This is a genomic window from Streptomyces sp. NPDC058701, from assembly GCF_042715295.1.
Taxonomy (GTDB): domain Bacteria; phylum Actinomycetota; class Actinomycetes; order Streptomycetales; family Streptomycetaceae; genus Streptomyces.
Window position 1 is genome coordinate 34,844 of sequence record NZ_JBHXSY010000017.1, and the last position, 26,059, is coordinate 60,902.

General features: G+C 72.9%; 22 protein-coding genes and 1 pseudogene. 8 read left to right on the forward strand and 15 right to left on the reverse strand.

Annotation, left to right across the window (positions count from 1 at the left end; genetic code table 11):
• Positions 1 to 361: 361 nt before the first annotated feature.
• Positions 362 to 1,024, forward strand: coding sequence for an NADPH-dependent F420 reductase (locus tag ACFWW8_RS19775; RefSeq protein WP_386530259.1), 663 nt, complete (start codon positions 362 to 364; stop codon positions 1,022 to 1,024).
• A 90-nt stretch (positions 1,025 to 1,114) separates the two neighbouring features.
• On the forward strand, positions 1,115 to 1,489 hold the full coding sequence (locus ACFWW8_RS19780; protein ID WP_386530260.1) for an MFS transporter: 375 nt from the start codon (positions 1,115 to 1,117) through the stop codon (positions 1,487 to 1,489).
• Here ACFWW8_RS19780 and ACFWW8_RS19785 read toward each other — a convergent pair.
• Positions 1,479 to 1,685 carry a cold-shock protein gene (locus ACFWW8_RS19785; protein ID WP_383932506.1) on the reverse strand — a complete coding sequence of 69 codons (207 nt, stop codon included), beginning with the start codon at positions 1,683 to 1,685 and terminating at the stop codon, positions 1,479 to 1,481. The two genes, ACFWW8_RS19780 and ACFWW8_RS19785, sit on opposite strands and share 11 nt — an antisense overlap.
• Positions 1,686 to 1,768: 83 nt before the next feature.
• Complete coding sequence (locus ACFWW8_RS19790) at positions 1,769 to 2,278, reverse strand: DinB family protein (RefSeq protein WP_386530261.1); 510 nt, start codon at positions 2,276 to 2,278, stop codon at positions 1,769 to 1,771.
• A 207-nt stretch (positions 2,279 to 2,485) separates the two neighbouring features.
• Here ACFWW8_RS19790 and ACFWW8_RS19795 point away from each other — a divergent pair, with 207 nt between their 5' ends.
• A complete protein-coding gene (locus ACFWW8_RS19795; protein ID WP_386530262.1) occupies positions 2,486 to 3,034 on the forward strand; it encodes a hypothetical protein in 549 nt (182 codons plus the stop codon).
• Between the two features lie 2 nt (positions 3,035 to 3,036).
• Here ACFWW8_RS19795 and ACFWW8_RS19800 read toward each other — a convergent pair whose 3' ends face one another.
• From ACFWW8_RS19800 to ACFWW8_RS19810, 3 genes are all read right to left on the reverse strand, one after another.
• A complete protein-coding gene (locus ACFWW8_RS19800; protein WP_386530263.1) occupies positions 3,037 to 3,345 on the reverse strand; it encodes a hypothetical protein in 309 nt (102 codons plus the stop codon).
• A gap of 341 nt (positions 3,346 to 3,686) precedes the next feature.
• The gene (locus ACFWW8_RS19805) at positions 3,687 to 5,015 is read right to left on the reverse strand and encodes a hypothetical protein (RefSeq protein ID WP_386530264.1); all 1,329 of its coding nucleotides are present in this window, start codon (positions 5,013 to 5,015) and stop codon (positions 3,687 to 3,689) included.
• Between the two features lie 110 nt (positions 5,016 to 5,125).
• Entirely contained in the window at positions 5,126 to 6,406 is a 1,281-nt protein-coding gene (locus tag ACFWW8_RS19810) for a DUF2254 domain-containing protein (protein WP_386530265.1), read from the reverse strand.
• Between the two features lie 231 nt (positions 6,407 to 6,637).
• Between ACFWW8_RS19810 and ACFWW8_RS19815 the strand changes: the two genes are divergently transcribed.
• Positions 6,638 to 8,485 carry a glycoside hydrolase family 15 protein gene (locus tag ACFWW8_RS19815; RefSeq protein ID WP_386530266.1) on the forward strand — a complete coding sequence of 616 codons (1,848 nt, stop codon included), beginning with the start codon at positions 6,638 to 6,640 and terminating at the stop codon, positions 8,483 to 8,485.
• On the opposite strand, the gene ACFWW8_RS19820 is transcribed toward ACFWW8_RS19815, so the two are convergent.
• The 6 genes from ACFWW8_RS19820 to ACFWW8_RS19845 all read right to left on the reverse strand — a co-directional run bounded on the left by ACFWW8_RS19820 (position 8,482) and on the right by ACFWW8_RS19845 (position 16,263).
• The gene (locus ACFWW8_RS19820) at positions 8,482 to 10,281 is read right to left on the reverse strand and encodes a cation:proton antiporter (RefSeq protein WP_386530267.1); all 1,800 of its coding nucleotides are present in this window, start codon (positions 10,279 to 10,281) and stop codon (positions 8,482 to 8,484) included. The two genes, ACFWW8_RS19815 and ACFWW8_RS19820, sit on opposite strands and share 4 nt — an antisense overlap.
• 16 nt (positions 10,282 to 10,297) lie before the next feature.
• On the reverse strand, positions 10,298 to 11,350 hold the full coding sequence (locus ACFWW8_RS19825; protein ID WP_386530268.1) for a cytochrome d ubiquinol oxidase subunit II: 1,053 nt from the start codon (positions 11,348 to 11,350) through the stop codon (positions 10,298 to 10,300).
• Positions 11,350 to 12,858 carry a cytochrome ubiquinol oxidase subunit I gene (locus ACFWW8_RS19830; protein ID WP_386530269.1) on the reverse strand — a complete coding sequence of 503 codons (1,509 nt, stop codon included), beginning with the start codon at positions 12,856 to 12,858 and terminating at the stop codon, positions 11,350 to 11,352. Before ACFWW8_RS19830 ends, ACFWW8_RS19825 begins: the two co-directional genes overlap by 1 nt.
• A 36-nt stretch (positions 12,859 to 12,894) precedes the next feature.
• Positions 12,895 to 13,734, reverse strand: a complete 840-nt coding sequence (locus tag ACFWW8_RS19835) for an SDR family oxidoreductase (RefSeq protein WP_386530270.1) — start codon at positions 13,732 to 13,734, stop codon at positions 12,895 to 12,897.
• A gap of 293 nt (positions 13,735 to 14,027) precedes the next feature.
• A complete protein-coding gene (locus ACFWW8_RS19840) occupies positions 14,028 to 15,482 on the reverse strand; it encodes a gluconokinase, GntK/IdnK-type (RefSeq protein ID WP_386530271.1) in 1,455 nt (484 codons plus the stop codon).
• A gap of 322 nt (positions 15,483 to 15,804) precedes the next feature.
• Entirely contained in the window at positions 15,805 to 16,263 is a 459-nt protein-coding gene (locus ACFWW8_RS19845) for a MarR family winged helix-turn-helix transcriptional regulator (protein WP_386530272.1), read from the reverse strand.
• Between the two features lie 69 nt (positions 16,264 to 16,332).
• On the opposite strand from ACFWW8_RS19845, the gene ACFWW8_RS19850 reads away from it, so the two are divergent.
• Positions 16,333 to 16,734 carry a cupin domain-containing protein gene (locus ACFWW8_RS19850; protein ID WP_386530273.1) on the forward strand — a complete coding sequence of 134 codons (402 nt, stop codon included), beginning with the start codon at positions 16,333 to 16,335 and terminating at the stop codon, positions 16,732 to 16,734.
• Between the two features lie 92 nt (positions 16,735 to 16,826).
• Here the strand turns inward: ACFWW8_RS19850 and ACFWW8_RS19855 are convergent, their stop codons facing one another.
• A complete protein-coding gene (locus ACFWW8_RS19855; RefSeq protein WP_386530274.1) occupies positions 16,827 to 18,347 on the reverse strand; it encodes an MFS transporter in 1,521 nt (506 codons plus the stop codon).
• Positions 18,348 to 18,500: 153 nt separating this feature from the next.
• Here ACFWW8_RS19855 and ACFWW8_RS19860 point away from each other — a divergent pair, with 153 nt between their 5' ends.
• Positions 18,501 to 18,941, forward strand: a complete 441-nt coding sequence (locus ACFWW8_RS19860) for a MarR family winged helix-turn-helix transcriptional regulator (RefSeq protein WP_386530275.1) — start codon at positions 18,501 to 18,503, stop codon at positions 18,939 to 18,941.
• Between the two features lie 43 nt (positions 18,942 to 18,984).
• The gene (locus ACFWW8_RS19865) at positions 18,985 to 19,593 is read left to right on the forward strand and encodes a HutD family protein (RefSeq protein ID WP_386530276.1); all 609 of its coding nucleotides are present in this window, start codon (positions 18,985 to 18,987) and stop codon (positions 19,591 to 19,593) included.
• Positions 19,594 to 19,672: 79 nt separating this feature from the next.
• Here ACFWW8_RS19865 and ACFWW8_RS19870 read toward each other — a convergent pair whose 3' ends face one another.
• The gene (locus ACFWW8_RS19870; protein WP_386530277.1) at positions 19,673 to 21,538 is read right to left on the reverse strand and encodes a galactose oxidase-like domain-containing protein; all 1,866 of its coding nucleotides are present in this window, start codon (positions 21,536 to 21,538) and stop codon (positions 19,673 to 19,675) included.
• A gap of 477 nt (positions 21,539 to 22,015) precedes the next feature.
• Here ACFWW8_RS19870 and ACFWW8_RS19875 point away from each other — a divergent pair.
• Positions 22,016 to 22,981 (forward strand): annotated as a pseudogene (locus tag ACFWW8_RS19875) (TerC family protein); the annotation flags it as partial.
• Between the two features lie 307 nt (positions 22,982 to 23,288).
• Here the strand turns inward: ACFWW8_RS19875 and ACFWW8_RS19880 are convergent.
• Together ACFWW8_RS19880 and ACFWW8_RS19885 are read right to left on the reverse strand one after the other, a co-directional pair.
• Positions 23,289 to 24,335, reverse strand: a complete 1,047-nt coding sequence (locus ACFWW8_RS19880) for a LacI family DNA-binding transcriptional regulator (RefSeq protein ID WP_386530278.1) — start codon at positions 24,333 to 24,335, stop codon at positions 23,289 to 23,291.
• A 212-nt stretch (positions 24,336 to 24,547) separates the two neighbouring features.
• Positions 24,548 to 26,005 carry a glycoside hydrolase family 16 protein gene (locus tag ACFWW8_RS19885; protein ID WP_386530279.1) on the reverse strand — a complete coding sequence of 486 codons (1,458 nt, stop codon included), beginning with the start codon at positions 26,003 to 26,005 and terminating at the stop codon, positions 24,548 to 24,550.
• Positions 26,006 to 26,059 lie beyond the last annotated feature (54 nt).

Sequence of the window (26,059 nt, forward strand, 5' to 3'; positions counted from 1 at the left end):
ATGTCGTCGGGTCGCTGGGGCGCGCGGGCGTCGCGGGTGCTGGCGCGGCTGTCGCGGTCCTGCCGGGCGCCCGCGGGCGGGCCCCCCCCCCCCGGCCCCACCGCTCCGGTGCGTCCCATGCACCGTGCCCGGTCGGTGGCCGGACAGGGCCCCGGGCTGGTCCCGCACGGCGCGAATTGGCCGGAATCTTTCCCGGGCAGGGAAACCGGGCACGTCAGAGCGGCGGTCCGCCGCAGGCGCGGCCACCCACCGGCGCGATCGGGACGCCCGCCCCCGGGTGCGGCCCGCTCCGTACGGAATGCGCCGCGGGTCGGCGGAGTTGGCACCGGCGCGACACCCGACACCGTGCACTGGAGGGCTCATGAAGATCGGCATCATCGGAGCGGGCAACATCGGCGGCAACCTGACCCGCCGGCTCACGGCCCTCGGGCACGAGGTGTCCGTGGTGAACTCGCGCGGCCCCGCCACCCTGACCGCTCTCGCCGAGGAGACCGGCGCCACCCCCGTCACCGTCGCGGAAGCGGCCCGCGGCGCGGAGATCGTCGTGGTCACCATCCCCTTCAAGAACATCCCGGACCTGCCCGCGGGCCTCTTCGACGGGGCCGCCGACGGCTTCTCCGTGATCGACACCGGCAACTACTACCCGCAGCAGCGCGACGGCCGGATCGCCGGCGTCGAGGACGAGGGGCTGACCGAGAGCCGCTGGACCGAGCGCAACCTCGGCCACCCGGTGATCAAGGCGTTCAACGGCACCTTCGCCCAGGACATCGTCGAGAGGCACCGCCCCGCGGGCTCCGCGGACCGGATGGCCCTTCCGGTGGCGGGCGACGACGAGACGGCCAAGGCGGCCGTACGCGCCCTGATCGACGAGATCGGCTTCGACACCGTCGACGCGGGAGGGCTCGACGACTCCTGGCGCCAGCAGCCCGACACCCCCGTCTACGGGCTCCGCGAAGGCGTCGAGGGCGTCACCAAAGCCCTGGCCGCCGCCTCCCCGGAGCGCCCGGACGGCTTCCGGGGCTGAGCCGCCCCCGCCCTGCCCCGCCCCGGCGTGCCGGGTGCCCCGCTCCGGGCGGTGCCGGGATGGTCGCAGAAATCGAAGGCGGGTGGTGGCATGAGCGCCTCCGCACGGGCGCAGTCGCGCCAGGGGCTCTTCTCCCGGCGCGACCAGGCCGTGATCGCGGCCGCCGCCATCTCCATGCTGCTGGTGCAGATGGACCTGCTCGCCCTCAGCCTCATGCCGCCCGTCATCGCCCGCGACGTCGCCGCCCCCACCCCCGACCTCCAGTGGCTGGTCAGCGGCTACATGCTGGCGCTCGGTGCCCTGATGATCACGGGCGGCCCGGCTGCCGACCTTCGGGGCCGGCGCCGCGTCCTCGTCGCCGGGCTGACCGGCTTCGGCGCCGTGTCCGTCCTGCGCGTCGCCACCCTGCTCTCGGTGCTCGGCGCGGCCGCGCTGGCGGTGCTCGTACGCCGGGTCAGGGTCTGACGCGGCGCGCCTCCATGCGGCCCCGGCCGAGTTCGATGGCGAAGGTGACCTGCTGTTCCTCCGAGAGGACCCTCGGCTCGGCCTCTATCTCCTCCCGCTCGACGTAGACGGGTGTGGTCTCGCCGAGGGGGAGGATGAACCCGTAGCCCCGCTCCCGGTTGTACGACTGGACGAACCCTGTGACACGCGGTTCCATCGTGCACCTCCCGTGCAACGACCCTGGCGCATCGGCACGGGTACCGCCTTCCGGGCGACTCCGTACGGGTGGCCGGCCCCTCCTTAGCGCCGCTCCAGCACGCCCCGTACGAAGGACGCCTGACCCGCGTGCTGGAGGTCGTCCGCCAGCACGCTGACCAGGCGTGCGCCCAGCGTCACCGGGGGGTCCCATTGCTCGTCCACCACCCGGTCCAGGTCGGCGGCGACCAGCCCGCGGACGTAGCCCAGGGTCTGCTCGTGCACCGCGTCGAAGTACCCCAGCAGCAGCTCGCCCGAGTCGACCCGGACCGAGCCCGCCTGCCGGGCCGTGTGCCCGTACCCGGTGGACCCGGACGGCAGACCCAGCGCGAAACGGGCCGCCCAGCCCTGGGACAGCCAGACCTGCTCCCGCCCGGCGGCGTCCGCCACGTGGTCGTCCTGGACGCGGGTCAGGTGCCACACGAGCCAGGTGACCGAGTTCGCGGCCGGATCGACCCGCGCGGCGAGCTGCTCCGCGGAGAGTCCTTCGACGGCCTCGTGCACGATCTCGTGGACGCGTTCGAATCCGTCGGCGATGACGTCCGTAGCCTTCATGCGCCCCACCATGCAGTCCGTACGGGCCCGCCCGCCGCGAACGACACGCCGCGGCCGGGCGGTGTGCACCCGGCCCGCTCCACCCGGGACCCGGGCCGGGCGGCCCGCTCCGGCCCGGCCGAAGTGTGGCCGTGCCCCGCGGATGCCATGCTCGGCTGTACGGGCCCGGGGGCCCGACCGCGTCACCCGAGTCCAAGGGGGTGTGCCGTGCCCGCTCCGCAGTCCGGATCCGGCCCACCGCCCGGGCCCCTGGCGCCGCCGCCCGCGCAGCGCGGACGCACCGGCCTCATCGTGGCCTTGGGCGTGCTCGGGGCGCTGTGCCTGGCGGCCGTCGTCGGTCTCCTGACCGGCCTCGGCGGGGACGGCGGACGCCCGGCGACGGACGGGGAGAGCGCCGCGCCGACGTGGCCCGGGACGTCCCCGTACCGGACTCCTGACCGGACTGCCGCCGTCGTGGAACCCTCCTCGGACCGGGGGCCCGTCGAGGACGTCACGATCACCTCGTGCGCCGTGGACCCCGCGACGGGCTGGCCGTCTGCGGCGCTCACCCTCACCAACTCCGGGGACCGGACCCGCACCTTCCTCGTCGGCGTCGAATTCCTGGCTCCGGACGGCGTCCGCCTCGCGGAGGGGGCCGCCGTCAGCAACGACCTCGCCCCGGGCCGGCGCGCCCACGTGACGGCGGCGGCACTCGTGCAGCTCAAGGGCGCCATCCGGTGCGAGGTGCTCAAGGTGGCCGTGCTGCCCGGCTCCTGAGGTCAGAACTCGCCGTCGATGCCGGTGACGGCCGGGGGCCCCAGCGGCGCGTCCTTCTCGGCGAACCCCGACCGCTCCAGGGCCCCGGCCGTGATCCGGACGGCCTCGGCTTCGGCGCCGGCCCGGTCGTGGGCCTCTACTTCGAGGCGGACGGAGAAGGTTCCCTCGTCGCCCAGCGTCAGCAGGTTCAGGTCCTCGGTCTCGCTCAGGTCGCTGTGGTGCGAGGACAGCCTCCGGACCAGGTCCGAGCGCGCCGCATCGCTGACGTCCGTCAGGAACGTGCCGGGCACGGTGATGACATAGGTGGTCACTGTTGCCTCCTCGTGTGGACTGGCAAGGCGGGTTCGCCTCGTTCAGGTGCCCCGGACTCGCGCTTCGAATCCTCCCGGACGACCGCCCGGATCCTCCGCGGGCCGGAGCCGACCCGCGGCGCCGGCGCCGCGGAGGGACGCCGCGACGGTCAGGGTACGGTTCGGACCGCCCGGGGACAGGCAGGCGAAGCGGACCGGGTCGGCGAGCCACGACAAGAGGGACGACAGGCCCTCGCCGGGCACCGCGGCGCGAGGTCAGCAGCAGGAGGAAGGCGCTGTCGTACGGGGGCCGAGGGTGATGGCCGTGCCGATCACGGCCGGGTCGAGGACCCTCGGCGCGTTCACCGACGTGGGTCGAGGCCGTCCGCTCGCCGGGGCTCCGTGGCCCGGCCGGTCCCGTCGTCCGCCAGGAACTCCACCAGGGCCAGGACCACGAGGAGGACGAGGGCGATGCCGAGGATGACCCAGCCGGTCGGATAGCTCCACAGGAAGACCGTCAGCACCGCCGCCGCCACCAGGATCCAGGTGATCCAGCTCCGGTGGCGCCGGACGAACGGGCCGACGGGCCCGGTGCGCAGCCCCGCGTGGTCCGCCGTGCCGCGGACCGCGCCGATGCCCGAGCGCCACAGCTGTCGCACGACCGTGGCCGAGCGGCCGGGACCGGTCAGCCAGGCGGCCAGGGCGACCACCACGCCGAGGACCACCGCCATCCGGACCGTCGTACGGAGGTAGTGCGTCAAGGCGTCGTAGATGCTCCCGGCGGCGGGCTGCGAGACGGTCTCGGGCAGCGCGTTCAGGTAGGCCACGCGGAAGACGGTCAGGGCGACACCGAGCATGAGCGTGGCGAAGGCGAAGGCGAGCGCCGCCGTGACGAGCACGCGGCGCCGGTGGCGGGAGAGGAGCACCCCGGCGGCGATCAGGAGCACCGAGAGCACCGGCAGCCAGTTGCCGGCGATCTGCAGCAGCCGGAAGCCGGTCTTGACCTTGCCGATGTCGTCCGCGCGCAGGACCGTGAAGTCGGTCTTGACCTCCGGGATCTTGCCGGCCGCGGTCATGCCCTCGTCGACGAGGCGTTGTTTGACCTGGTCGACGACCGGGCCCAGGTCGACGGTCACCGAGTCGTCGTTGATCTTCACCGCGCCGCCGCCGCTTCCGGTGAGGGCCTTGTCCACCGCGGCGTGGATGCGGCGGTTGGCGTCGGTCCAGATCCGGTCGAAGGTGTCCGAGGCGATGACGTCCTGCGCCTTGTCCCGGACGAAGCTGCGGACGGCGCCTTCGAGGGAGTCCCCGAGCTTGCCGAGCGCCTTCTCCAGGAGCGGACGGTCGCTCGGCGCCACGCCCTCCAGCAGCGTCGGGATGTCGATGTGCTCCATCACCGCGTCGGTGACCCGGGTTGCCGCCGCCGCCTGGACGTCCGGATCGGAGGCGAGCGGGGCGACCGTCTGCACGTAGCGGTCCGTGTCGCCCACCACGCCCGACGCCCACGCGGAGACGGCGGCGAGCGGGGCCAGTACGCAGCCGACGACGATGAGGACGGCGGCGAGGAACGCCTTCCACCGGTGCCGGGGCTCCCGGGCCGCCTTCTCCGCCTCCAGCGCCGTCACCCGTGACTGGAGCCGGTCCAGTTCGGAGGGCTCGGGACCGGGGGCCGCTCCGCCTTCGTGCGTCATGGCGCGTCCTCTCCTGCCGGTGGGGGTCACCTTGCAGCGCACCGCACGGCGGGCCCGGGCGCGAGCGTTGAACGGCCAAAGGGGTGAAGGACGCGTCCGGTCGGGCGGGATCAGCGCTCTGGGCGCCGACCGGTTCCGATGCCCTGCCGGTCGGCGGTTCGGGCGTCGGCGCGGCGGACGGGGTCCGCGAAGGCCCGCCCGACGGCCTCGTCGAGGAGGGCGAGTTCCGCGCGGACCGCGGGCAGGTGCTCGGACGGCTGGCTCCGGAGGAGGTCCTGGAGCAACGCGCGCAGCCGCCTGCACACCTGGAGGGAGGTGGATCCGTACTCGCGGATCTCGGTGACTCCGAGCTGCAGGTAGTCGTCCCAGCCGCGGCCGGGCACCACCAGCCGCGGCAGGCCGCGGCCGTCGGCGAGCACGTACCCGTCGCGCAGCCGCACCCGGCCGATCGCGTGCAGGAAGGAGTCGATGTGGTTGAGCACCTGGACCGCGGTCGTGGGGTCGTTGACGGCGGGGGAGAGCGCGCGGATCGCGATGTCGACGAGGATGCGCAGGGCGAAGCCGGGGTCCTGCTCGATGGTGCGCTCGGCTCCGAGGGCGACGAGCCCCGTCACGCGCCGCGGGTCGGGATTCCGCTCGGCCCCGTACACCTCGACGAGCGCGGTGCCGGGAGGCACGTAGTCGCCGACGTGGCAGGTCAGGACGAGGACGCAGTCGTGGCGGACGGCGGCCTCGACCAGCCCGGCCGCGTCGAACGCCTGGAGGACTCCGCCCCGCGCGGTCTCGACGCCGGTCACCGGGCCGGCGGGTGGCACGGAGACGCCCTCCGCGGCCAGGGAGCGACGGAGGTGATCCGCCGAGCGGACCACCACCCTTTCCCCCATGCGCCCCACGAGCTCGGCGATGGCCACCGGTCTGAGGTTGTGGGTGAACCGGTTGAGGTAGACGAGCAGGAGCAGGAGGCTGACGGACACGGCCACCCCGGACAGGGTCACCCCCACATCGGGGACGTGGTCCGACTCGATCTTGCGCAGCAGGGAGAAGGCGTACGCGAACGTCCCCGTGAAGGTGGCCAGCACGGCCTTCTGCAGGCGGTCTCGGTACCACAGGCGCATGTAGCGGGGCGACAGCGTTCCCGTGGCCTGCTGGATGACGAGGACGCCGATCGTCACGACGAACCCCAGCAGGGCGACCATGGCCCCGACGACGGCACTGAGCACGCCGCTCGCGGTGGTCGCGGAGTAGCGCCAGTCACCCGGCAGGAAGCCCGCGTCCACCCCCGAGACCCACTCGGCGAACGCCGCGCCCAGCAGGAGTCCGATCATGGGGACGATCCACAGACTCGCCTTGGCGTACTGCCGCAACCGGAACCGCACCGACCAGGACATCATCAACGGCTCCCCGGATTCGGCCCTGCATGGCGGCCCGGCCCTCCCACGCGGCCCTCCCATGCTAGGAGGGTGTCGTCGCATGCGCTCCTGGCGCGCCCGTCCCCCGGGCGTACGGACGACTCTGACGACACCCCCGGTCCGCCTCCCGGCCCCCGCGGCGCCGCGCCGTTCGGAAGGCCCGCCGGGAGTTCCGCCCTTACGCTGATCGGGTGAGGTCGGAAGGGGTCGTCCATGGCTGACTATCCGCTGATCGAGAACCACGGGCTGATCGGTGACCTGCAGACCGCGGCCCTGGTGACCACGGGCGGCACGATCGACTGGTTCTGTTGTCCGCGCTTCGATTCCCCCAGCGTGTTCGGTGCCCTCCTCGACTGGGAGAAGGGCGGGCACTTCAGCGTCAGGCCGGCGGACGACACCTACACCACCAAGCAGTTGTACCTGCCGGACACCGCGATCCTCGTGACGCGGTTCATGACCGAGTCCGGCGCCGGTGAGGTCGTCGACTTCATGCCCGTCACCGGCGGGACGGCCACCGACCGTCACTGCCTGGTCCGCATGCTGCGGTGCGTCCGCGGCAGCATGACCTTCCGGATCGAGATCGCCCCGCGGTTCGACTACGGGCGGCGGCCGCACACCCTGCGCGCCACCGAGAACGGCGCGGTCTTCTCCTCGGACGGCCTGGAGCTCACCCTGAGCGTGGTGCGCGAGCCGCAGGACGAGCGCCTGGTGCACTCGGTCACCGGAGGCGTCGACCTGCGCGTCGAGCTCGCCCTCGAAGCGGGGCAACAGCGCGGCCTGGTCATGATGTCGGCCGCGCCGGGGCCGCCGCGCGAGATCCGCGTCGCCGAGTTCCAGGAACTGTTCGACGAGACCCGGAACCACTGGCGCACCTGGCTGCGGCAGTCCCGGTACACGGGCCGGTGGCGCGAGACGGTGGAGCGCTCCGCGATCACCCTGAAGCTGATGACGTACGCGCCCACCGGCGCCATGGTGGCGGCCCCCACGGCCGGCCTGCCGGAGCAGCTGGGCGGCGAGCGGAACTGGGACTACCGGTTCACCTGGATCCGTGACGCCTCCTTCTCCGTGTACGCCCTGCTGGGACTCGGGTTCACGGAGGAGGCGCGGGCGTTCATGGGCTGGCTGGGCGACCGCGTGAAGGAGAAGGCCGGCAGCGACAGCGCCACGGGGCCGCTGAATGTCATGTACCGGGTGGACGGTTCCTCCGACCTGTACGAGGAGACCCTGGAGCACTGGGAGGGGTACCAGGGATCCGCTCCGGTGCGGATCGGCAACGGAGCCGCGGACCAGTTGCAGCTGGACATCTACGGCGAGGCGCTCGACAGCATCTCCTTCGCCCACGCGCACGGCATCCACCTCGACGTCCAGGGCTGGTCCTCGCTGCGCACCCTGCTCGACTGGCTCGTGGACCACTGGGACCAGGCCGGCGAGGGGCTGTGGGAGACGCGAGGCGGACGCCAGGACTTCACCTACGGCCGCGTGATGTCCTGGGTCGCGTTCGACCGGGCGCTGCGCCTCGCGGTCGCCCACGGCCGGCCCGCGGAGAGCGGGCGCTGGACCGCGGAGCGCGACCGCATCTACGACCAGATCCTGGAGCGGGGGTGGGACCCGGCGCGCAACGCCTTCGTCCAGCACTACGGCAGCGACGTGCTCGACTCCGCACTGCTGCGGATGCCGACGGTGGGGTTCATCACCCCCGACGACCCGATGTGGACGTCCACCCTGGAGGCGATGGACCGGGAACTGGTCAGCGACAGCCTCGTCTACCGCTACAACCCGGAGGCCTCGCCCGACGGACTGCGCGGCTCCGAGGGGACCTTCTCCCTGTGCACCTTCATGTACGTCGACGCCCTGGCCCGCGCCGGCCGGGCCGATCAGGCCCGGCTCGTCCTGGAGAAGATGATGACGTACGCGAACCACTTGGGCCTGTACTCCGAGGAGATCGCGCTGACGGGACGGCAGCTCGGCAACTTTCCGCAGGCGTTCACGCACCTGGCGCTCATCGACGCGGCCATCACCCTGGACGCCACGCTCAACCGCACGCGGCAGGGACCCGGTTAGGGCGAGTCCGGGCCCGCGGGCGGGTGCGGCCGGTCCGCGGGTGCGGGGGCCAGCACCACGACGAGGCCGTCCGCCAGCGGGACGTCGGAGCGCGTCGCGTCGACGGGTTCGAGCCGGCCGTCGACCCGGACCAGGAACAGCCGTTCGTGCCCCGGCGGGAGGGGCCCGGCCGCGGGACGGACCTCGAACCGGGCGCCCTGCTCGTACCGGTCCGCCAAGACGTGGCGGACGAGCGCACCGCCGAACAGGACGGCGCCCCCGGTGTACGGGGCGACGGCACCGTGGCTCTCGTGCGGTGGCCCCACCCGGTAGACGGGTCCTCCGACGTTGTCCTCGACCAGCACCGAGGCGAGCGCGTTGAAGTCGTCGTCATCGGTGAGCAGGTAGACCGCGTTGACCCCTTCGAGGCGGGCCCTGGGATTGGTGGCCGTGGCCAGCAGGTCTCCTCTGGCGAGCGTGATGCCCGCCTCCTCGATCCGCTTCCTCTCCTCGTCCGTTCCCGCCCACATCTGTACGTCGACTCCCGCCGATCGCAGGGCCTTGCCCAGTCCGACCGCCCACGGAGCGCCGCCCACCAGGAGGGGCAGCGTACGGTTCGGCCGTGCGACGCCGAGCATCCGGGCCACGGGGCCGGCGGTCAGGGCGTACAGCCCGACCGTCGAGACGATCACCAGAAAGGTGATGGGGAGGATCTCGGACGCCCCGGGCAGTCCCAGTTGGACGAGGGGGGCGGCGAAGGCCGCCGCGGTCGAGGCCGCCACGATGCCCCGCGGGGCCATCCATCCCGTGAACGCCCGTTCCCCCCTGGTCATGTCCTTCCCCAGGGTGGACACGAAGGCGACGAGCGGGCGCACCACGAGCACGAGGAGCGCGACGAGGGCGAGGGTCGGCAGGAGCACCGGCGTCAGCGAGGCCGGCGTGACGCTGGAGGAGATGGAGATGAACAACAGCCCGATGATCAGCTGGACCAGCGTCTCGAAGAAGGGCCGGCGGGCGGGCATGTCGAAGCCCCGGACGTTGGCCGCCGCCATGCCGGTGACGATGGCCGCGATGAGGCCCGTGTCGTCGCGGATGATGTCGCACCCCGCGGACACCGCGATCACCGTGGCGAGTTGGGCCAGGGTGCCGAGTGCTTCGCCGAGCCGGAGCACGTTCAGGGTCAGCCACAGGAGGCCGACTCCGACGGCTCCGCCAGCCAATCCGACGGCCAGGCTGATGACGAATTGACCCAGCTGGTAGCCGCGGCCGATGTCGATCTGGTGCGTCGTGGCGATGGCGTGGAAGACGAGCGCTCCGAGGATGGCCCCGATCGGGTCGGTCAGCGTGCCTTCCCAGATCAGCAGTCGCCTGACCTTGTCCGTCGGCCGGACGTACTGGAGCAGGGGACCCACGACGGTGGGCCCGGACACGACGAGGATCATGCCCACCATCGAGGCCACTCGGAGCGACATGTCGAACAGGGCCGGGCCGACGGCGCAGACCGCGAGGAAGGTGAACGCGACGCCGAAGAGGAGCAGTCTGCCCACGATCGCGCGGGTGTCGCCCGTGAGGTTGCGCAGGTCGAGGCCGAGACCGGCGTCGTACAGGATCACCGCCACGGACAGGGAGACCAGGGCGGAGAACTCCTCCCCGATCAGCTGGGCGGGATGGATGACGTCGGTCAGGGCGCCTGCCGCGAACCCGACGGGCAGGAGGAGGATCAGGGCCGGGACGCGGAGTTTGCCGGCGAGGATCTGGCAGACGGCGGCCAGGGCAACGATCAGGGCGATGCCCAGGAGGATGTCGTCCTCGCTCACGGCGCTTTCCTTTTCGTCAGGGGGTGTCGGACCGGTTGCCACGCGGGGGGACGGTCCTTCGCAGGTCGGCGTCGGTGAGGGGTTCGAGCTCGCCGTGGGTGTCCATCCAGTAGAGGAGGAAGACGGCCGGCCCGATGAGCAGCAGCGCGACGGCGCTGACCACCGTCAGCCAGGCCAGGGTCTGCGAGGCGCCCGCAGCGTCCGACACGGTCAGGGACGTGGGGATCAGGTAGGGGCGCTGCGCGAAGCCCCAGGCGAAGACCGCCGCGCCCACGACACCGACACAGGTGAAGCGGGCCCAGTGGGCCTTCGACCGCAGTACGAGCAGTGCCGTGGCGGCGAAGAACACCGCCGACACGACGGCGAGGGCGAGGCCCGCGCCGTGGGTGAGCCCGTGCCACACGTGGGGGGCGTCGGCGCGGGCGACGAGGAGCACGCCCACGGCCGTCGCGGCGACCGCGCCGAGGCTGACGAGGGCGCGGAGCCGGAAGTACCCGACGAGGTCGGGTGCGTCGAAACGGGCGGCGTCGGCGGTCAGGAACACGGCGCCCAGGAGCGCGGTCGCGGCGACGGTGAGGAGCCCGAACACGAGGGAGGCGGGGCTGGCCCACGCGTCGGTCGACGCCTCGGTGCCCGGGGCGATCCGGCCGGACGCGACGGCTCCGACCGCCGCCCCGAGGAAGAACGGGGTGAGCAGGGAGGCGACGGCGAACACGGCACCGTACAGCCGCCGTCGGGACAGCCGGCGAACGGGCTTGCGCAGGGCGAACCCCGCGCCGCGCAGGACCATGCCGAGGGCGGCCAGGGCGAGCGGGAGCCACAGCGCGGTGAACACCGTCTGGAACAGCACGGGGAATCCGGTCCACATGAGGACGAGGACGAAGGCCAGCCAGACGTTGTTGACCTCCCACACGGGGGCCATGGCGTGGTCGATCAGCCAGCGGGGGCGTTTGCCGCGCTCGGCTCCGCCGGCCGTCAGGTCCCAGAAGCCCGCCCCGTAGTCGGTTCCGCCGGCGCAGGCGTACGCGGCCACGGCCAGGAGCAGCACGAAGGCGACGAGGCCGGCCATCAGGCTCCACCGGACCCGGTCGGAGCGGATCCGTGCGACCCCGGCGCAGCGGGTCCGCCGTCCTCCGGGGACCGGTCCTGGCCGGCCGGGACCGCGGCACGCGGCCCGTAGGGCGTGACGGCCTCCGGTGCCTCGCCCGGTTGCCCGTCCGCCGCCTCGTCGGCCAGGCGCCAGCGGTCACGCATCTTCAACAGGACCATGAGGAACGCTCCGAAGACGGACAGGTACACCAGGATCACCAGGACGAACATGATCCAGAGGGTGGTGGAGCGCGTCGACGTCACGGCCTCGGCGACGCGCATGTTCTGGTAGACGATCCACGGCTGGCGAGCCACCTCGGTGGTGATCCAGCCGCACTCCACGGCGATGACGGAGCCGACGCCGGCGCACGCGGCGCTGCGGTAGAACCACTCGGAGCGCGGCAGTCGCCGGTGGCGCAGCCACACCAGGCCGTACCACAGGACGAGCAGGAGGAGCACGCTGCCGATGCCGACCATGATGTCGAAGGCCCCGTGGGCGATCGTGGCCTGGGTGGCGTTGGGCCGGTCGCTCGCCGGCACGGAGGACAGTCCCTGCACCACGGTGTCCGGGCTGAACCCGGCCAGGATGGAGTCGAGTTGGGGAACCTTGATGCCGCCGGTGACCGAGCCGTCCTCGTGGAGCCGGCCGAAGAGGTACTCCGGGACGTGGCTGTCGGTCTCCCAGACGATCTCGATGGCCGCGAACTTCACCGGCTGCTCGCGGAAGACCGCCCGGGCGATCGAGTCGCCGAGCACGATCTGCAGCGGGGTGGCCACGGCGGCGACGGTGAAGGGGACCGTGAACCCGAGCCGGTGGTAGCGGTCCCGTCGGCCGCGGAGCCATCCGACGGCGTAGACGCCCGAGACGACGAAGCCCGCGGTCATCAGCATCGCCATCACGAAGTGCCAGTACTGCGGCCCGAACATCGGGGTGAAGAGGGCCCTCCAGACGTTCACGTCGACCGGCTTGCCCTGCGCGTCGAGGGTGAATCCGCGGGGGGTGTTCATCCACGAGTTGGCGGCCAGGATGCCGAAGGTGCCGAGCAGCGCGGTGGCCGGCAGCGGCAGGCCGAGGAGGAAGTGCGTGCGGGGCCTCAGCCTGCGCCATCCGTAGAGGTAGATGGCGATGAGGACCGCTTCGAGGAAGAACGCCCATGCCTCGATGCCGAAACCGATGCCGAAGACGTCGCCCCAGCGGCCCATCAGCCCGGGCCACAGCAGGCCGAACTCGAACGAGAGCACGGTGCCGGTGACGACGCCGATGGCGAACTGCACGGCCATCACTGCCGACCAGCGCCGGGCGAGCAGCAGGGCCGTGGCGTCGTTGTGGCGCAGGCCGCGGTAGTGCATGACGAGGGTGATCAGCGGCAGTGCCACCCCCATCGGCACCAGGATGATGTGGGAGGCGAGGGTGAACGCCATGAGCTGCCTGGCCGGCAGCAGTTGGGAGGGCGCGTCCGCCGCCAGCAGGTGGACCAGGGTGTCCATAGGTTCCTTTGTCGCTCTGGAGACGCCGGAGGAGGCTCAGCCGCCGGTGCTGAAGCCGGGGTAGAGGGTCATTCCGCCGTCCACGTAGAGCGTCGCGCCCACGACGTAGTCCATGAGGTCTGAGGCGAGCGCGACGGCCGCGTGGGCGATGTCCTCGGGCTCGCCGACGCGCTCGTACGGGATGAGGCGGAGCAGGTCCTTGCGGGCCTCCGGCGTCTCCCACGCACTCCGGTTGATCGGTGTCCGGACAGCTCCCGGTGCGATCGCGTTCACGCGGATCTTCCGGGGGGCGAGCTCCTGGGCCAGGGTCGCCATCATCATCTGCACGCCCCCCTTGGACGAGGCGTAGTTCACGTGTCCCGCCCAGGGAATGACCTGGTGCACGGAGCTCATGCAAATGATCTTCCCGGCCGAACGGGACACCTCCGGGACCACGCCGCGCCGCAGGAACTCCTTCGTCGCCTCGCGCGCGCAGAGGAACTGGCCGGTGAGGTTGACGTCCAGCACCTTCTGCCACTGGGCGAGCGTCATCTCCTCGAACGCGGCGTCGCGCTGCAGCCCGGCGTTGGCGACCAGGATGTCGATCGTGCCGAACTCCTGGACCATCCGGTCCATCATCGCCACGACCTGGTCCTCCCGGGACACGTCCGCCTCGTACGCGGCGGCCCGCACACCGAAGGAGGCGATCTCCTCGACGACCTTCGCGGCTTCGTCCGCGTCGGCCACGTAGTTCACGACCACGTCGGCGCCGGCCCGGCCGAGGCCGATGGCCGTGGCCTTGCCGATTCCGCTGTTGGCGCCGGTGACCAGCGCCTTCTGGCCCCTGAGCAGGCCGGCGGGGATCACTTCCCGCGGTGCGCCCTCGGTGGAACTCACGATCGACTGCCTCCTCGACTGTCCGATCCGGTCCGCCGGACAGCGGCCCGACCGGTCCGCAGGCCACGCAAGCACCCTCGGCGCGGATCGTCCGGCCAGCTCGCGGCGCCCTTGCGCCACACGGCCGAGCGGCAACGCCCGGTCGGGGCAATGCGAGGCCCTCACCTGCGCGAGCCTCAGCCGAGCCGCGCGTCCCCCCCGTGGGCGCGGGGGCCGCTCGCGCGGCTCCTCGTACAGTGCGCGGAAGACGTCGGCGCCGGTGGGACCCGGCGTCGACGCCGAGGCGTCCGCGGTCACCAGGAGCCCCACGGCGTCAGGCCCCACCGGAAGACGTGGCGTGCGCCCGGCTCCAGCACCGTGAGCGCGGTGCCCGTGCGGAAGGCGTCGGCCGGGCAGGACATCGGCTCGACGGCGACACCCCGGCGGCGCCGCGCGGGCTCGGCGAGGGTGTCCCCGGTGTAGATCTGCACGTACCGGACGCCCTCGACGAGCCGTACGTCGATGCCGTGCCGCCCCGACGGGTGCGCCAGCCGGACCACGCCGTGCCCGGCCCGGTCCAGGGCGAGGCCCGTGTACGCGGTGTCCAGGCGCGCCTCGCCGATCGGCCGGGCGGTGCGGAAGTCGAGGGCCGTGCCCTCGACCGGCTCCTGCCCCGCCGGCAGGCCGTGTGCGTCGGTACGGAGGCGGTAGTGGGCCGGCACGGTGAGCAGCGCGGTGTCCACGAGGTCGGTTCCCACCGTGAGGTAGGGGTGCTGGCCGATGCCGTACGGCGCGGCCGTGGTGCCGGCGTTCGTGGTGGTGACGGTGGTTTCGAGGCCCGCCGGACCGAGCCGGTACGAGGCGGCGACCTCCAGGCGGTGCGGGTAACCGGGCTGCGGGAAGAGGGTCGTGCCCACGGTGATCGCGTCCTCGGCGCGGGCGAGCAGCCGCCACGGCACCCACCTCAGGAGGCCGTGGATCGCGTTGCCGTTCTCCGGTTCGGTCAGCGGGAGGCGCCGGTCCTCGTCGCGGAAGCGGTAGCGGCCGCCCGCCACCCGGTTCGGCCAGGGCACCAGGAGCTGGCCCCGGCCGCCGGTGACGGGCTCATCGGCGGCGAATCCGTCGAGCAGCGGCCGCCCGTCCACCTCGTAGAGGCGCAGTGCTCCGCCCAGTTCGACCACGACCGCCGCCTGGGCGCCGTGGTGGAGCCGCCACTGCTCTCCGGACGCCGTGGCCGTGGGGGGAGCGTGCGGCTCCCCGGTCGGGACGACGGGAGGGGCGGGCGCGTCCGCTGCGAGCCGTGCGACGACGGCCGAGACCACGGCCCCGGGCGGCCGGTCGACGTCCACGACCCAGGCACACTCGTCGGGTCCGGGTTCCTGCAAGTCGGCGAACTGGCTGTCCAGCAGGGCAGGGGGGAAGAAGTGTCCGTGTCTCGACAGCAGCCGGGAGCGGATGAGTTCGGGCGAGCCGTGCAGGTGCACGAGGCGTACGGCGGGACGTCCCGCGACCAGCTGGTCCCGGTAGGCGCGCTTGAGCGCGGAGCAGGCGACCACGGCGGGTTCCCGGGCTTCGACCCGTCGGCCGATCCAGCCGGAGACGGCGGCCAGCCACGGGCTCCTGTCGGCGTCGGTCAGGGGTTCGCCGGCCGCCATCCGGGCCCGGTCGTCCGGGGTGTGGAAGACGTCGGCGTCCTGGTAGGTCCAGCCGAGCCGCTCGGCGAGCAGCCGCGCCACCGTGGACTTGCCCGACCCGGCCACGCCCGTCACGATCACCACGATCGCGGGCGCGCTCGCGCCGGGGTCCCCGAAAGGGCCAGGGGTGGCCGGGGCCGCCGGCGGTGACTCGCCGCGTGGCGTCGCTCCGAGCCGGACCGCGTCCTGCGGCGGCCTCCGCGGAGTCCCCGAGCCCTCGTGATCCACCCGTACGCCCTCCTTCGCGCGGCTTCACCGGCACGAACGGCCGCGTCCGGTCCTTCCACTCTCGGCGCGCGCGGCCCGTCGTGCATGTCGTGCGTGTCGTGCCCGTCGTGCACGACGGTGCCCCCGAGGGCGGCAGCGGCGCGCTGCCGTCCGGCCGGGGGCGGGGCCCTCACCAGACCGGTCGCAGCGGCGGCGGCTCGCGGCCGTCGGTCAACGCGCCCACCAGCCGTCCGAGCTCGCGCCGCAGCGCGGCGAGGTCCGTCTGCCCGGCGAGTTCGGCCTCCAGCCCGTGCAGGATCCGTCCGGCGACCGCGAGGTGCCGGTACGCGGCGTCGGTGAGCACCACGAGCTTGCGCCGCCCGCCGGCGGGGTGTGGCTCGCGCCGTACGTAGCCGCGCTTCTCCAGGTCGTCGACCAGCTGCCCGGCGGCCTGTTTGGTGACGCCCAGCCGCTCGCCGAGCTCGCTGCTGGTGGCGCCCGGGCCCTTCAGGATCTGGAAGGTCATGCCGTGCACCGGTCTCAGGTCGGCGTATCCGGCCGCTGCCAGGCGCCGGGTGAACTCGGCCAGCACCAGCTGGAATCCCAGCCCGAGCAGGAAGGTCAGTTCGGGTCCTTCGTCGGTCTCCACGGAAACATGGTGGCACAGGTGGGTCAATGTGCTTTACTCGTGGCGAGTAAAGTTTCTTTACTTGTTGTCGTGTCGTATCGATCCACCTCGGGAGCCACCATGCGCGTCGTCCGTCCCTCGGCCGAGAACGTCACCGTCTCGCCCAACGCCACCATGACCGGGCACGCCTCGCCCAGCCGCGGCAGCGCGGAACTCAGCACCTGGCACGTGGTGATGGAGGCCGGTTCCGCCGGACCCGAGCACCTCGTCAGCCGCGAGCAGGTGTGGACCGTCACCGCCGGCGCCCTGGACGTCACCTGCGCCGGCCGCACCGAGCGGGTCTCCGCCGGGCAGATCCTGATCCTTCCTCCGGACGTCCTGCGTCAGGTGCGTGCCGCGGAGGGGTCACAGGCGTACGTAGCGATGCGCGCCGACGGCGTCGTCGAGGTGCCCGGCACCGAGGGCACCCGGGTCCTGCCCTGGGCAGCGTGAACGCCCGACCCGGGCGCCGGCCGCGGGGCGGTCGGCACCCGGGGGCGGGGGAGCGGTGGCCGGTCGGGCGGGGCGCCGGACCGGCCACCGCGTCATACGGTCGCGGCCGGCACGGTCGCCTTCGCCTTCGCCTTGGCCTTCGCCGCCCGGGCGGTCTCGGCGGATCCGGCGGCCACCGTCCCGTGCCCGTCCCGCAGGCCGAGCCAACTGATCAGCGCGACCAGGGCGAAGGCGGCCGCCCCGATGCCGAAGGTGAGGGTGAACCCGGATTCCGCGGGCAGCGGCGGGACGCCCGCCGACAGGTGCTCGATGGTCTTGGACGCCAGGATCGTCGTCACGACCGCGCTGCCGATCGCGCTGCCCGTGGAGCGGGAGATCGAGTTGATGCCGTTGGCGATGCCGCTCTGGTGGTGCGGGACGCTGGCCATGATCACGGCGGGCATGGCCGCGTAACCGAAACTGACGGCCGCGCCGACCACGAGGCCGGCTCCGATCACCGAGGCGCTGTGCTGGTGGTCCAGGGCGAGCCAGGCGAAGCCCGCGGTGCCGAGCCCCGCCGCCAGCCCCAGGGCCGCACGCGGGCCCCGGTGCCGGACGAGCCGCCCGCCGACGGGCGAGGCGAGGAGCGAGACGATGGCGCCGGGCAGCAGGAACTGCACGGAGGCGCGCAGGATCGAGGCGTCGAAGCCGTAGCCGGTGAGGGCTTCGGGCATCTGAACGAGGTACGAGACGCCCAGGAAGTTCGCGAACATGCCGAAGCCGACGAGGATGCCGGCCGCGTTCGCCATGAGCACCGGGCGGTGGACGAACATCCGCATGTCCACGAGGGGCTCGCGGACCTTGAGCTCGGTCAGCACCCAGACGGCGGTCATCACGGCGGCCCCGGCGAAGCTGCCCAGCGTGCGTCCGGAGGCCCAGCCCCACTCGTGGCCCTGGGAGATGGGCAGCAGGAGCAGCAGCAGGGCGGCGCCCAGGGTCAGGGCGCCGAGGAAGTCGGTGCGCCCGCCGGTCTTGTGGCGGGTGGCGGGGACCAGGAGGACGACGGCGAGCAGCGCGAGGGCCGCGAAGCCGGTGGCCATCCAGAACGCGTTGCGGTAGTCCGCGCCGGCCCCCGAGGTGAGCAGCCCGGTGGCGACGAGCGCGAGCCCGCTGCCGAACGCGAGCGTGCCGCTGACCAGGGCCATGGCGCCCGGCAGCTTCTGCGGGCGGACCTCCTCGCGCAGGACGGACAGGGCCAGCGGGAAGATCGCGGTGGCCGCTCCCTGGAGCACCCGGCCCAGGATCAGCAGCGGCAGCGAGGACGCCAGGGCGGCCACCACGGAACCCGCGACCATCACGCCGAGCACGGCTACCAGGGTCGGCTTCTTTCCGTGCTGGTCGCCGAAGCGGCCCAGGAGCGGGGTGAAGACGGCCGCGGAGAGCAGGGTGGCGGTGGTCACCCAGCTCGCGTTGGCGGTGGAGGTGCCGAGGTCGTCGCGGATGAGCCCCAGGATCGGGACGGGCAGGGTCTGCATCATCGACACGACCATGGCGGCCAGGCTCAGTGCGAAGACGATGACCGTCTCGTTCCGGTGCCCGGAGTCCGGCGGGGCGGCGGGGGAGGGGGTGCTCATGACGGGCGGGACCTCTTAGGGCGTCTAGGGCTTCGGTGCTTCAGATCGCAGATGCTTGATGTCATCAAGCAACTCGGCCGACGGTAGACGTCAATAGTTAAGGTGGTCAAGTAAACAATTGATAATGTCAAGGATCCTGCGTACGCTCCAGGCATGAGCCACCCCGTCCCGTACGCGCCCTCCAAGCTCGAACTGCTGGAGCTGCTCGCCGCCATCGGCACCGCCCAGTGGCGCGACTTCGCGGCCGCAGCGGCCCGCCACGGCCTCACCTCCACCCAGGCCAAGGTCCTCGCCCAGCTCGAAGGCCCCCTGCCGATGCGCGGCCTCGCCGCGCTGCTCGTCTGCGACGCCTCGAACGTCACCGGGATCGTCGACCGCCTGGAGGCCCGCGAGCTGGTGCGCCGCGAGCCCGCTCCCACCGACCGGCGGGTCAAGAACGTCGTCGCGACGGACGAGGGCCGCGAGGTCATCCGCCGCGTACGGGAGGAGATGCAGGCGACCCGGGGGGCCCTCGACACCCTCGACGCGGCCGAGAGCGCGACCCTCTACGCCCTGCTGGAGCGCCTGCGGCCCACGATGGAGCAGGACGCCTGAGCGGCGTTCCCGGAACGGTTCGCCGCCCGATAGGGTCGGCGTCGTGAACAACGGCGACGGGGTCCGGATCCTGAGGGCGGCCGGCCGTACGGCCACCGCGTGGAAGAACGGCGGCGGCGTCACCCGCGAGATCGCGGTACGCCCCGAAGGAGCCGGCGCCGACGACTTCACCTGGCGCGTCAGCCTCGCCGAGGTCGCCGCCGACGGGCCGTTCTCGGCCTTCCCCGGCGTCGACCGCACCCTCACCCTCGCCGAAGGCGCCGGCATGGACCTCACGGTGGGCGGGGTGCGGCGCGTCGTGGACGAACGCTTCGCCCCGCAGGACCTCCCGGGTGACCAGGACACCGACTGCGGGCTGCTCGCGGGCCCGGTCGTGAACTTCAACGTGATGTACCGCAGGGACGCCGTGCGGGCGCAGACCGCCGTCGTGCGGGGCCGGCTCGGCCTCGCCGTTCACCCCGACGAGACGCTCCTGGTCGTGGCACTGGACGGGCCCGCCGCGCTGGAGCCGCCCGACGGATCCGGCGGCGAGGAGCTGGCCCCGTACGACGCCCTGCTGGTGGCGGGGCCGTACGACGGTGTGCTGCGCGCGGACGGGCGCACGGCGGTGGTGCGCTTCACGGGGTCCGTCACCGGCGCCGCTCCCCGGTAGCCGACTCCGTCCGCTCCGCGTGCTCCGTCCGTACGGGCGGCCGTCGGCCCGGGTGCTGGCCCCCGCCCGCGGTGCCGCGTCAGCGGACGCCCAGCTTGACCCACTTCGCGGCGCTGGGAACGCCCTTCGCGTCGAGCAGGAACAGCATGTAGTACCCGGGCGGGGCGTCGGCCGAGGTCGGCGGGGTCCGGAGCCCGATCACCGTGCCCCGGGTGCCGGTGCGGCGGAGTTCCAGGTGGCGCTGGCTGGTGTTCACCGAGTGCGTGACCGTCGACGGCGCCAGCAGCACGGCCCGCACGACGTCCGCGGCGGTGGAGCTGACGACCTCGAAGACCTCGTCGTGGCCGAGCTCGCGCGCCGGGACCCGGTCGAGCGCCGGGCGGGTGCCCCGGTGCAGGTAGGCCGGCTCGTACAGCTCGATGCTGCCGTCCATCGTGTCGTCGATGTCCGGGTCGTTCGCGATCTGCTGGAGCTCGTCCCCCGTGACCATCACCCGGCCGTCCGGCATCACCAGCGCGTTGGAATGGTAGCCGCGGGGCAGCCGCTGCGCCGGCCCGAGCCGCCACCGCCCGTACGCGTCCCGCAGTTCGACCTGCCGGTACTTGCCATCGGCCCGGGGGTTGAAGGGCCCGTGACCGTAGTCCCGGGTGTCGAGGGCGCCGTTGACGGTGAGCAGCGTCCCGTCCGGCAGGATCAGCGTGTCGTCCTGGGTGCGGCCGAAGGCCCGCGGCGCCTCGGTCGTCCAGCGCCCGCCCGACAGCCGGTACGTGGAGGGGTCGCGCGGATCGCCCCCGAGGACGAGCACCGAGTCCGGGCCGCGGAAACCGGCCGGCAGCGGTACCGCCGAGCCGTACCCCCGGAAGTCGGCGGGCCGGCGCGGGAGGTCGGTGCGCACCTCCCTGACCGGGTCGAACAGCCACTGCTGGTCGGCGTCGCGCCCCAGGCCGTAGATCATCCCGTCCCGCAGCGAGAACAGGTGCGGATAGTCGTTGCGGAACGGCGCGTCGGCGCGGAGCCGTTCGGCGGAGAGGTCCACCGGGATGTCGAACGGCCGCCGGGGAACCGGATGCTTCAGCGCGGGGAAGCGCTCCACCACCGGGGTCGGAGTGCCCGTACCGCGCTCGGACTGGCCGGACATGATGATCTGGCGGCCGTCGGCGGCGGTCACGGCCGAGGGGTACCAGCGGCCGACGGCCATGTCCCGGTTGCGGTACCAGTGCTCGGTCCACGGGTCGAACACGAACGAGAGCTTCGCCCCGCTGCCGCCCTTCCCGCCGACGTTGCCGCCGAAGACGCCGAGCATGCCGTTGGGGAGGTAGGCGTGCCCGGCGCAGAAGAACGGCGCCGGGCGCGGGGCGTGAGCGCCGTCGGGCATCAGGACCACGGGCGGCGCGACCTTCTTGAAGGCGTCGGCGCCGGTGCCCCTGGACGGGTCCCAGAGATAGCCGCGGCCGGCGTTCGTCCGGCCCACCGTGCTGGTGGGGCCGGTCTCCTTCGTGGGATCGGCCTCCACCCGCTCGAAGGAGAAGAGCAGCACCTTGCCCGTGGGCAGCTGGGCCACGTGGACCCCGAAGTCGGGCGAGGGGAAGAACCGCGTGAAGCGGCCGTACCGCGCCGCGGGGAAGGCCTTGTTCGCCTCCAGCTGCGACTCCTGGTGTGCGGCCAGGCTCGCCGTGCGCTTCGCCTGCGGATAGCCCTGGGTCCCCTTGACCGTCTCCCGGAGCCGTGCGTGCGTCCGGGCGTGCTCCGCGCCGAGGACGGCGGCCTCGTCGGCCCTCGGCGCGGGTCCGCCGCCGTGACCGCGGCTCCCTGGGCGCCCGTCGGCCGCGGGCCCCTCGTGCCGGGCCGGGGCGGCGAGGGCCGGGGCGGCGGCCGCGGCCGTGAGGATCAGGGCGGAGGCGATCAGCCATGCCGCCGCGGTGGCGGACCGGTGGGCGCGGGACATGGAACTCCTCACCGCAGGAGGCCCGGCGCGGTCCTGGCCGGCTCCGGAGCCCCTGAACATCGGATTGATGGCGCCGATGTTAGGAGAAACCGGACCCGCCGCACCGATGCGACGCGGCACGGAGCCGTTCGGCCGACACCACCCCCTCCGATCGCCGTCCGTCTTTCGTTCGGGTCAGCCCCGGATCGCCGGCCACTGCCTCCGCCGCCCCTCGGCCGGAGGTGGCGGACGGCCGCGACCCCCGGGGCGGCGACGCCCCGTTCACCGCCGCCGAGCCGGAGCAGCCGTTTCCCGCTGCCGTCGGGGGCCGGGGATCGGCCCGACCGTGCGTCGAACGGGAGGTCCACGGGCACTGGCCGCCCGGGGGCGTGCCCGGTTCCCTCGCCGGCTGCTCCGCGTGCCCGCGCGGGCGTGATGCCGCACACTGCGGTATAGGGGTCCGCCTACCCGCGTGCGGGCCGTGGCGAGGTGTCGGACGTGCTGGAAGTACCGCTCTGGTTGTGGGCAGCGTTCGCCGTGACCGTGGTGGTGGCGCTGGCGGTGGACCTGCTGGCCCACCGCACCGCGCACGTCATCGGCTTCAAGGAGGCCGCCGCCTGGAGCGTGCTGTGGGTGGGGCTCGCGCTCGTCTTCGGCGCGGTCGTCTTCGTGATGCTCGGCGTCGAGGCCGGCACCGAGTACACGACCGCCTGGCTGCTGGAGAAGAGCCTCTCGGTCGACAACCTGTTCGTCTTCGCCGTGATCTTCGCGTACTTCAAGGTGCCCCGCGCCTACCAGCACCGCGTGCTCTTCTTCGGCGTCATCGGCGCGCTCGTCTTCCGCGGGATCTTCCTCTCCCTCGGCGTGGCCGTGGTCAGCCGGTTCACCGCCGTGCTGTTCGCCTTCGCGGCGGTGCTCTTCTACAGCGCCTACAAGCTCCTCAAGGACGCGGAGGACAGCTTCGACCCGGGCAAGAGCTTCGCCGTACGGATGCTCCGCAAGATCATGCCGGTGAGCGACGAGTACGCCGGGGCGAAGTTCTTCGTGAAGAAGGCCGGCGTCCGGATGGCGACGCCGCTGCTCGCCGTGGTCGCCGCGATCGAGGCCGCGGACCTGATCTTCGCCGTCGACAGTGTCCCCGCCGTCCTCGCGGTCAGCGACGACGCGTTCATCGTCTACACCAGCAACGCCTTCGCCATCCTGGGCCTGCGGGCCCTCTACTTCATGCTCGCGGGGCTCCTGGACCGCTTCCAGTACCTCAGCAAGGGGCTGGCGATCATCCTCGCCTTCATCGGCGTCAAGCTCATCCTCCAGGCGTCCCACAAGATGATCAGCCCGAGCATTCCGGAGATCCCCTCGCCGGTCAGCCTCGCGGTGATCGTCGTCATCCTGTCGGGATCCGTGGTGCTCAGCGTCAGAAGGCCGCCTGCGGCGACATCGGGCGGGGATGACGGCGCGGATGACGGTGGGGATGCCGACGCGGATGACGTCGGTGGGGATGAAACGCGGGGATTCACGCGGGGAACGAAGCCAGCACTTCCCGACCCGCCGGTTCGGGCTTATCGTAAAGAGATGGTCAAGGCAAAGAGTGCGGTCGACACGTACACGTGTCCGACCTGCAAGCAGTCCGTGCCGTCGGCGGTCCACCGCCACAAGTCCCTCGGTGTCTTCGTTCCCACGTGGGGCCCGGGGCCCTGCCAGAACCGCGATTGCGTCAGCTACCGGCTGGAACCCGACCGGAAGTCTCCCCGGACCCCGTAGCGAGCCGGCTTCACGCCGAGGAACGCTCGACCAGGGACGTGGCGGTGATGACCGGGCCGGGCGCGGGGCGCCCGTCGCCCGCGCCGCCGTTCAGGATGCCCAGCAGCAGCCGGGCCATCAGCCGCCCCATCCCCTCGACGTCCTGGCGTACGGTCGTCAGCGGCGGATCGGCGCTCTCAGCCACGAGCTCCGCGTCGTCGAAGCCGACCAGCGCCACGTCCCCGGGAACGGTCAGACCGCGTTCGCGCAGCACCCGCAGTGCGCCCGTCGCCATGAGGTCGTTCCCGGCGAACACCGCGTCGATTCCGGCGTCGCGGTCCAGCAGCCGCGCCATCGCGCGCGCCCCGCCCGTCGCGGTGAAGTCCCCCTCGACGATCAGCTCCGGGTCGGCCAGCGGCAGCACGTCCCGGTACCCGCTCAGCCGGTCGGCCGCCGACGTCTGGTCCAGGGGCCCCGCGATGTGCGCGATCCGCTGCCGGCCGCGGTCCAGCAGGTACCGGACGGCGTCGCGCGCGCCCCCGCGGTTGTCCGCGTCCACGTACACCACGTCCTCGGCCTCCCCGGGCCCGGCCGTCCACTCCGGCCGCCCGCCGTAGACGGTGGGCATCCCGATGCGACGCGTGATCGCGGGCAGCGGGTCGTCGGTGTGCAGCGAGAAGGCGAGCGCCCCGTCGACGTGGCCGCCCGCCAGATAGCGGTCGATGCGGTCGTAGTCGCCGCTGTCCTCCACGAGCAGTAGGACCAACTGGGTGTCGTGCGCCGTCAGTTCCTTGCTTATGCCGCGCACCTGCCGGGAGAAGAAGGGGTCGGAGAAGATCCGGATCTCTGGCTCGGCGATGATCACCGCGACGGCGCCGGTGCGCCGGGTCACCAGGGCCCGGGCCGCGGGGTTCGGTACGTACCCCAGGTCACTGATGGCCTCGCGCACCTTGTCCACCAGGCGCGCGCGGACCCCGTCGCCGCCGTTGACGACGCGCGAGGCGGTGGCGCGGGACACCCCCGCACGTGCGGCGACCGCCTCCAGGGTGGGGCGGTTCCCGGGACGGGGTTCGGGCACGGGTGCTCCTCCTGATGTCCGGGGCGCTCGCCTCGCCCGCCGGACAGCAGGGTAACCGGTACGGCCGGGAGGCCCCGGCCGTACCGGCAGGTCACCAGCCGATGCCCGGGAGCGGGCCGGTCGGCGGGTCGGCGTCGTGCCCGCGGAGCGGACGGCGCGGGCCGCTCCGGTGCATGGCGCGTGCGGTGTGCATCAGGGCCTCATCGCTCGGGTCAGTGGCCGAAGGCGAACCAGTTGACGTTGACGAAGTCGGAGGGCTGGCCGCTGGTGAAGGTCAGGTAGACGTCGTGGGTGCCCGTCACGGCGGTGATGTTGGCCGGTACCGTTCGCCAGCTCTGCCAACCGCCGGTGTTCGCCACCGAGAAGCTGCCGATTGGCGGAGCGGTCCTGCTGTCGAGGCGGACCTCCACGAGGCCGCTGACCCCGCCCGCGGCGCCGCTCGCCACCCGGCCGAGGAACTGCCGCGCGGGGGTGGCGCCGAAGTCCACGCCGTCGTAGCGCGCCCAGTCGCCGTTGCCGATCGTCGTGAGGTCTTGGCCGCCACCGGTGTCCGTGGTCGTTTCCCGCTGCACGCCCGCCTGGCCGTCGTGGGACTCGGCCTGGATCGCGGCGTACGCGTCGCGGCCGCCGGGCGGGGGTGTGGTGGGGGGCGTTGTCGGCGGCGTGGTGGGCGGGGTGGTCGGGGGAGTCGTCGGCGGGGTCGTGGGCGGGGTGGTGCCACCGGTCGAGCGGAGGACCGACACGTAGTCGACGACCATCGGGTGGCCGGGCTGGGTGCCCGCGTCGGGGCCCCCGCCGAAGGCCGCCGGGAACTCCCCGCCCATCGCCACGTTCAGGATGATGAAGTAGCCGTGGTCGGTCGCGTTGGTCCAGGTCGCCGTGTCCACCTGGCTCGCCCGTACGGTGTGGTAGTGGGAGCCGTCGACGTAGAAGCGCATCTCCTCCACCGCCGTCGACCTGTCCCACTCCACGGCGTACGTGTGGAACCCGGACTGGCAGCTGGTGCCGGGGCAGACGGTCTGGCCGCCGATGCCGGACTTCTCGTTGCAGGGGCCGCCCGGGCTGGTGCCGCAGTGCATCGTGGCCCACACCTGGTTGATGCCCTGGACGTTCTCCAGGATGTCCAGCTCGCCCACGCCCGGCCAGTTCCACCAGTTGCCGCGGTAGGGCGCCCCCAGCATCCAGAACGCCGGCCAGTACCCCTTCGCCGCCGGACCCGTCACGTTCGGCATCTGGATGCGCGCCTCGGTGCGCATCTTCCCGCCCGCCGGAGGCTCGAAGTCGGCCCGTCTCGTCTCTATCCGGCCCGAGGTCCAGTTGCCGGCCGCGTCCCGCCTCGGGGTGATGCGGAGGTTGCCCGCGCCGTCGAGCGAGACGTTGGCGGGGTCGGCGGTCATCGTCTCGATCTCGCCGGTGCCGAAGCCCCCGGGCCCGCCGGGGTAGCTCGTCCCGGTCGTGTACTGCCAGTTCGCGGTGTTCACGCCGGAGCCCGCGGCCCCGTCGAAGTCGTCCAGGAACACCTGGGACCAGCCGGCGGGGGCGGGGGGAGCCGCGGCGCTGGCCGGCAGGGTCAGGGCCGCCGCGGCGGCGGCGATCACGGCCACGGCGGCCAGTGCGGCCGTGCGGGCCCGTCGGACGGTGGTCCGTCCGCTGTGGGATGTCCGGTGCATGGATGCCCTCTCTGAGGCGCCGCGAGGCGCCGGTGGGGGAGGATCAGAGGCGGG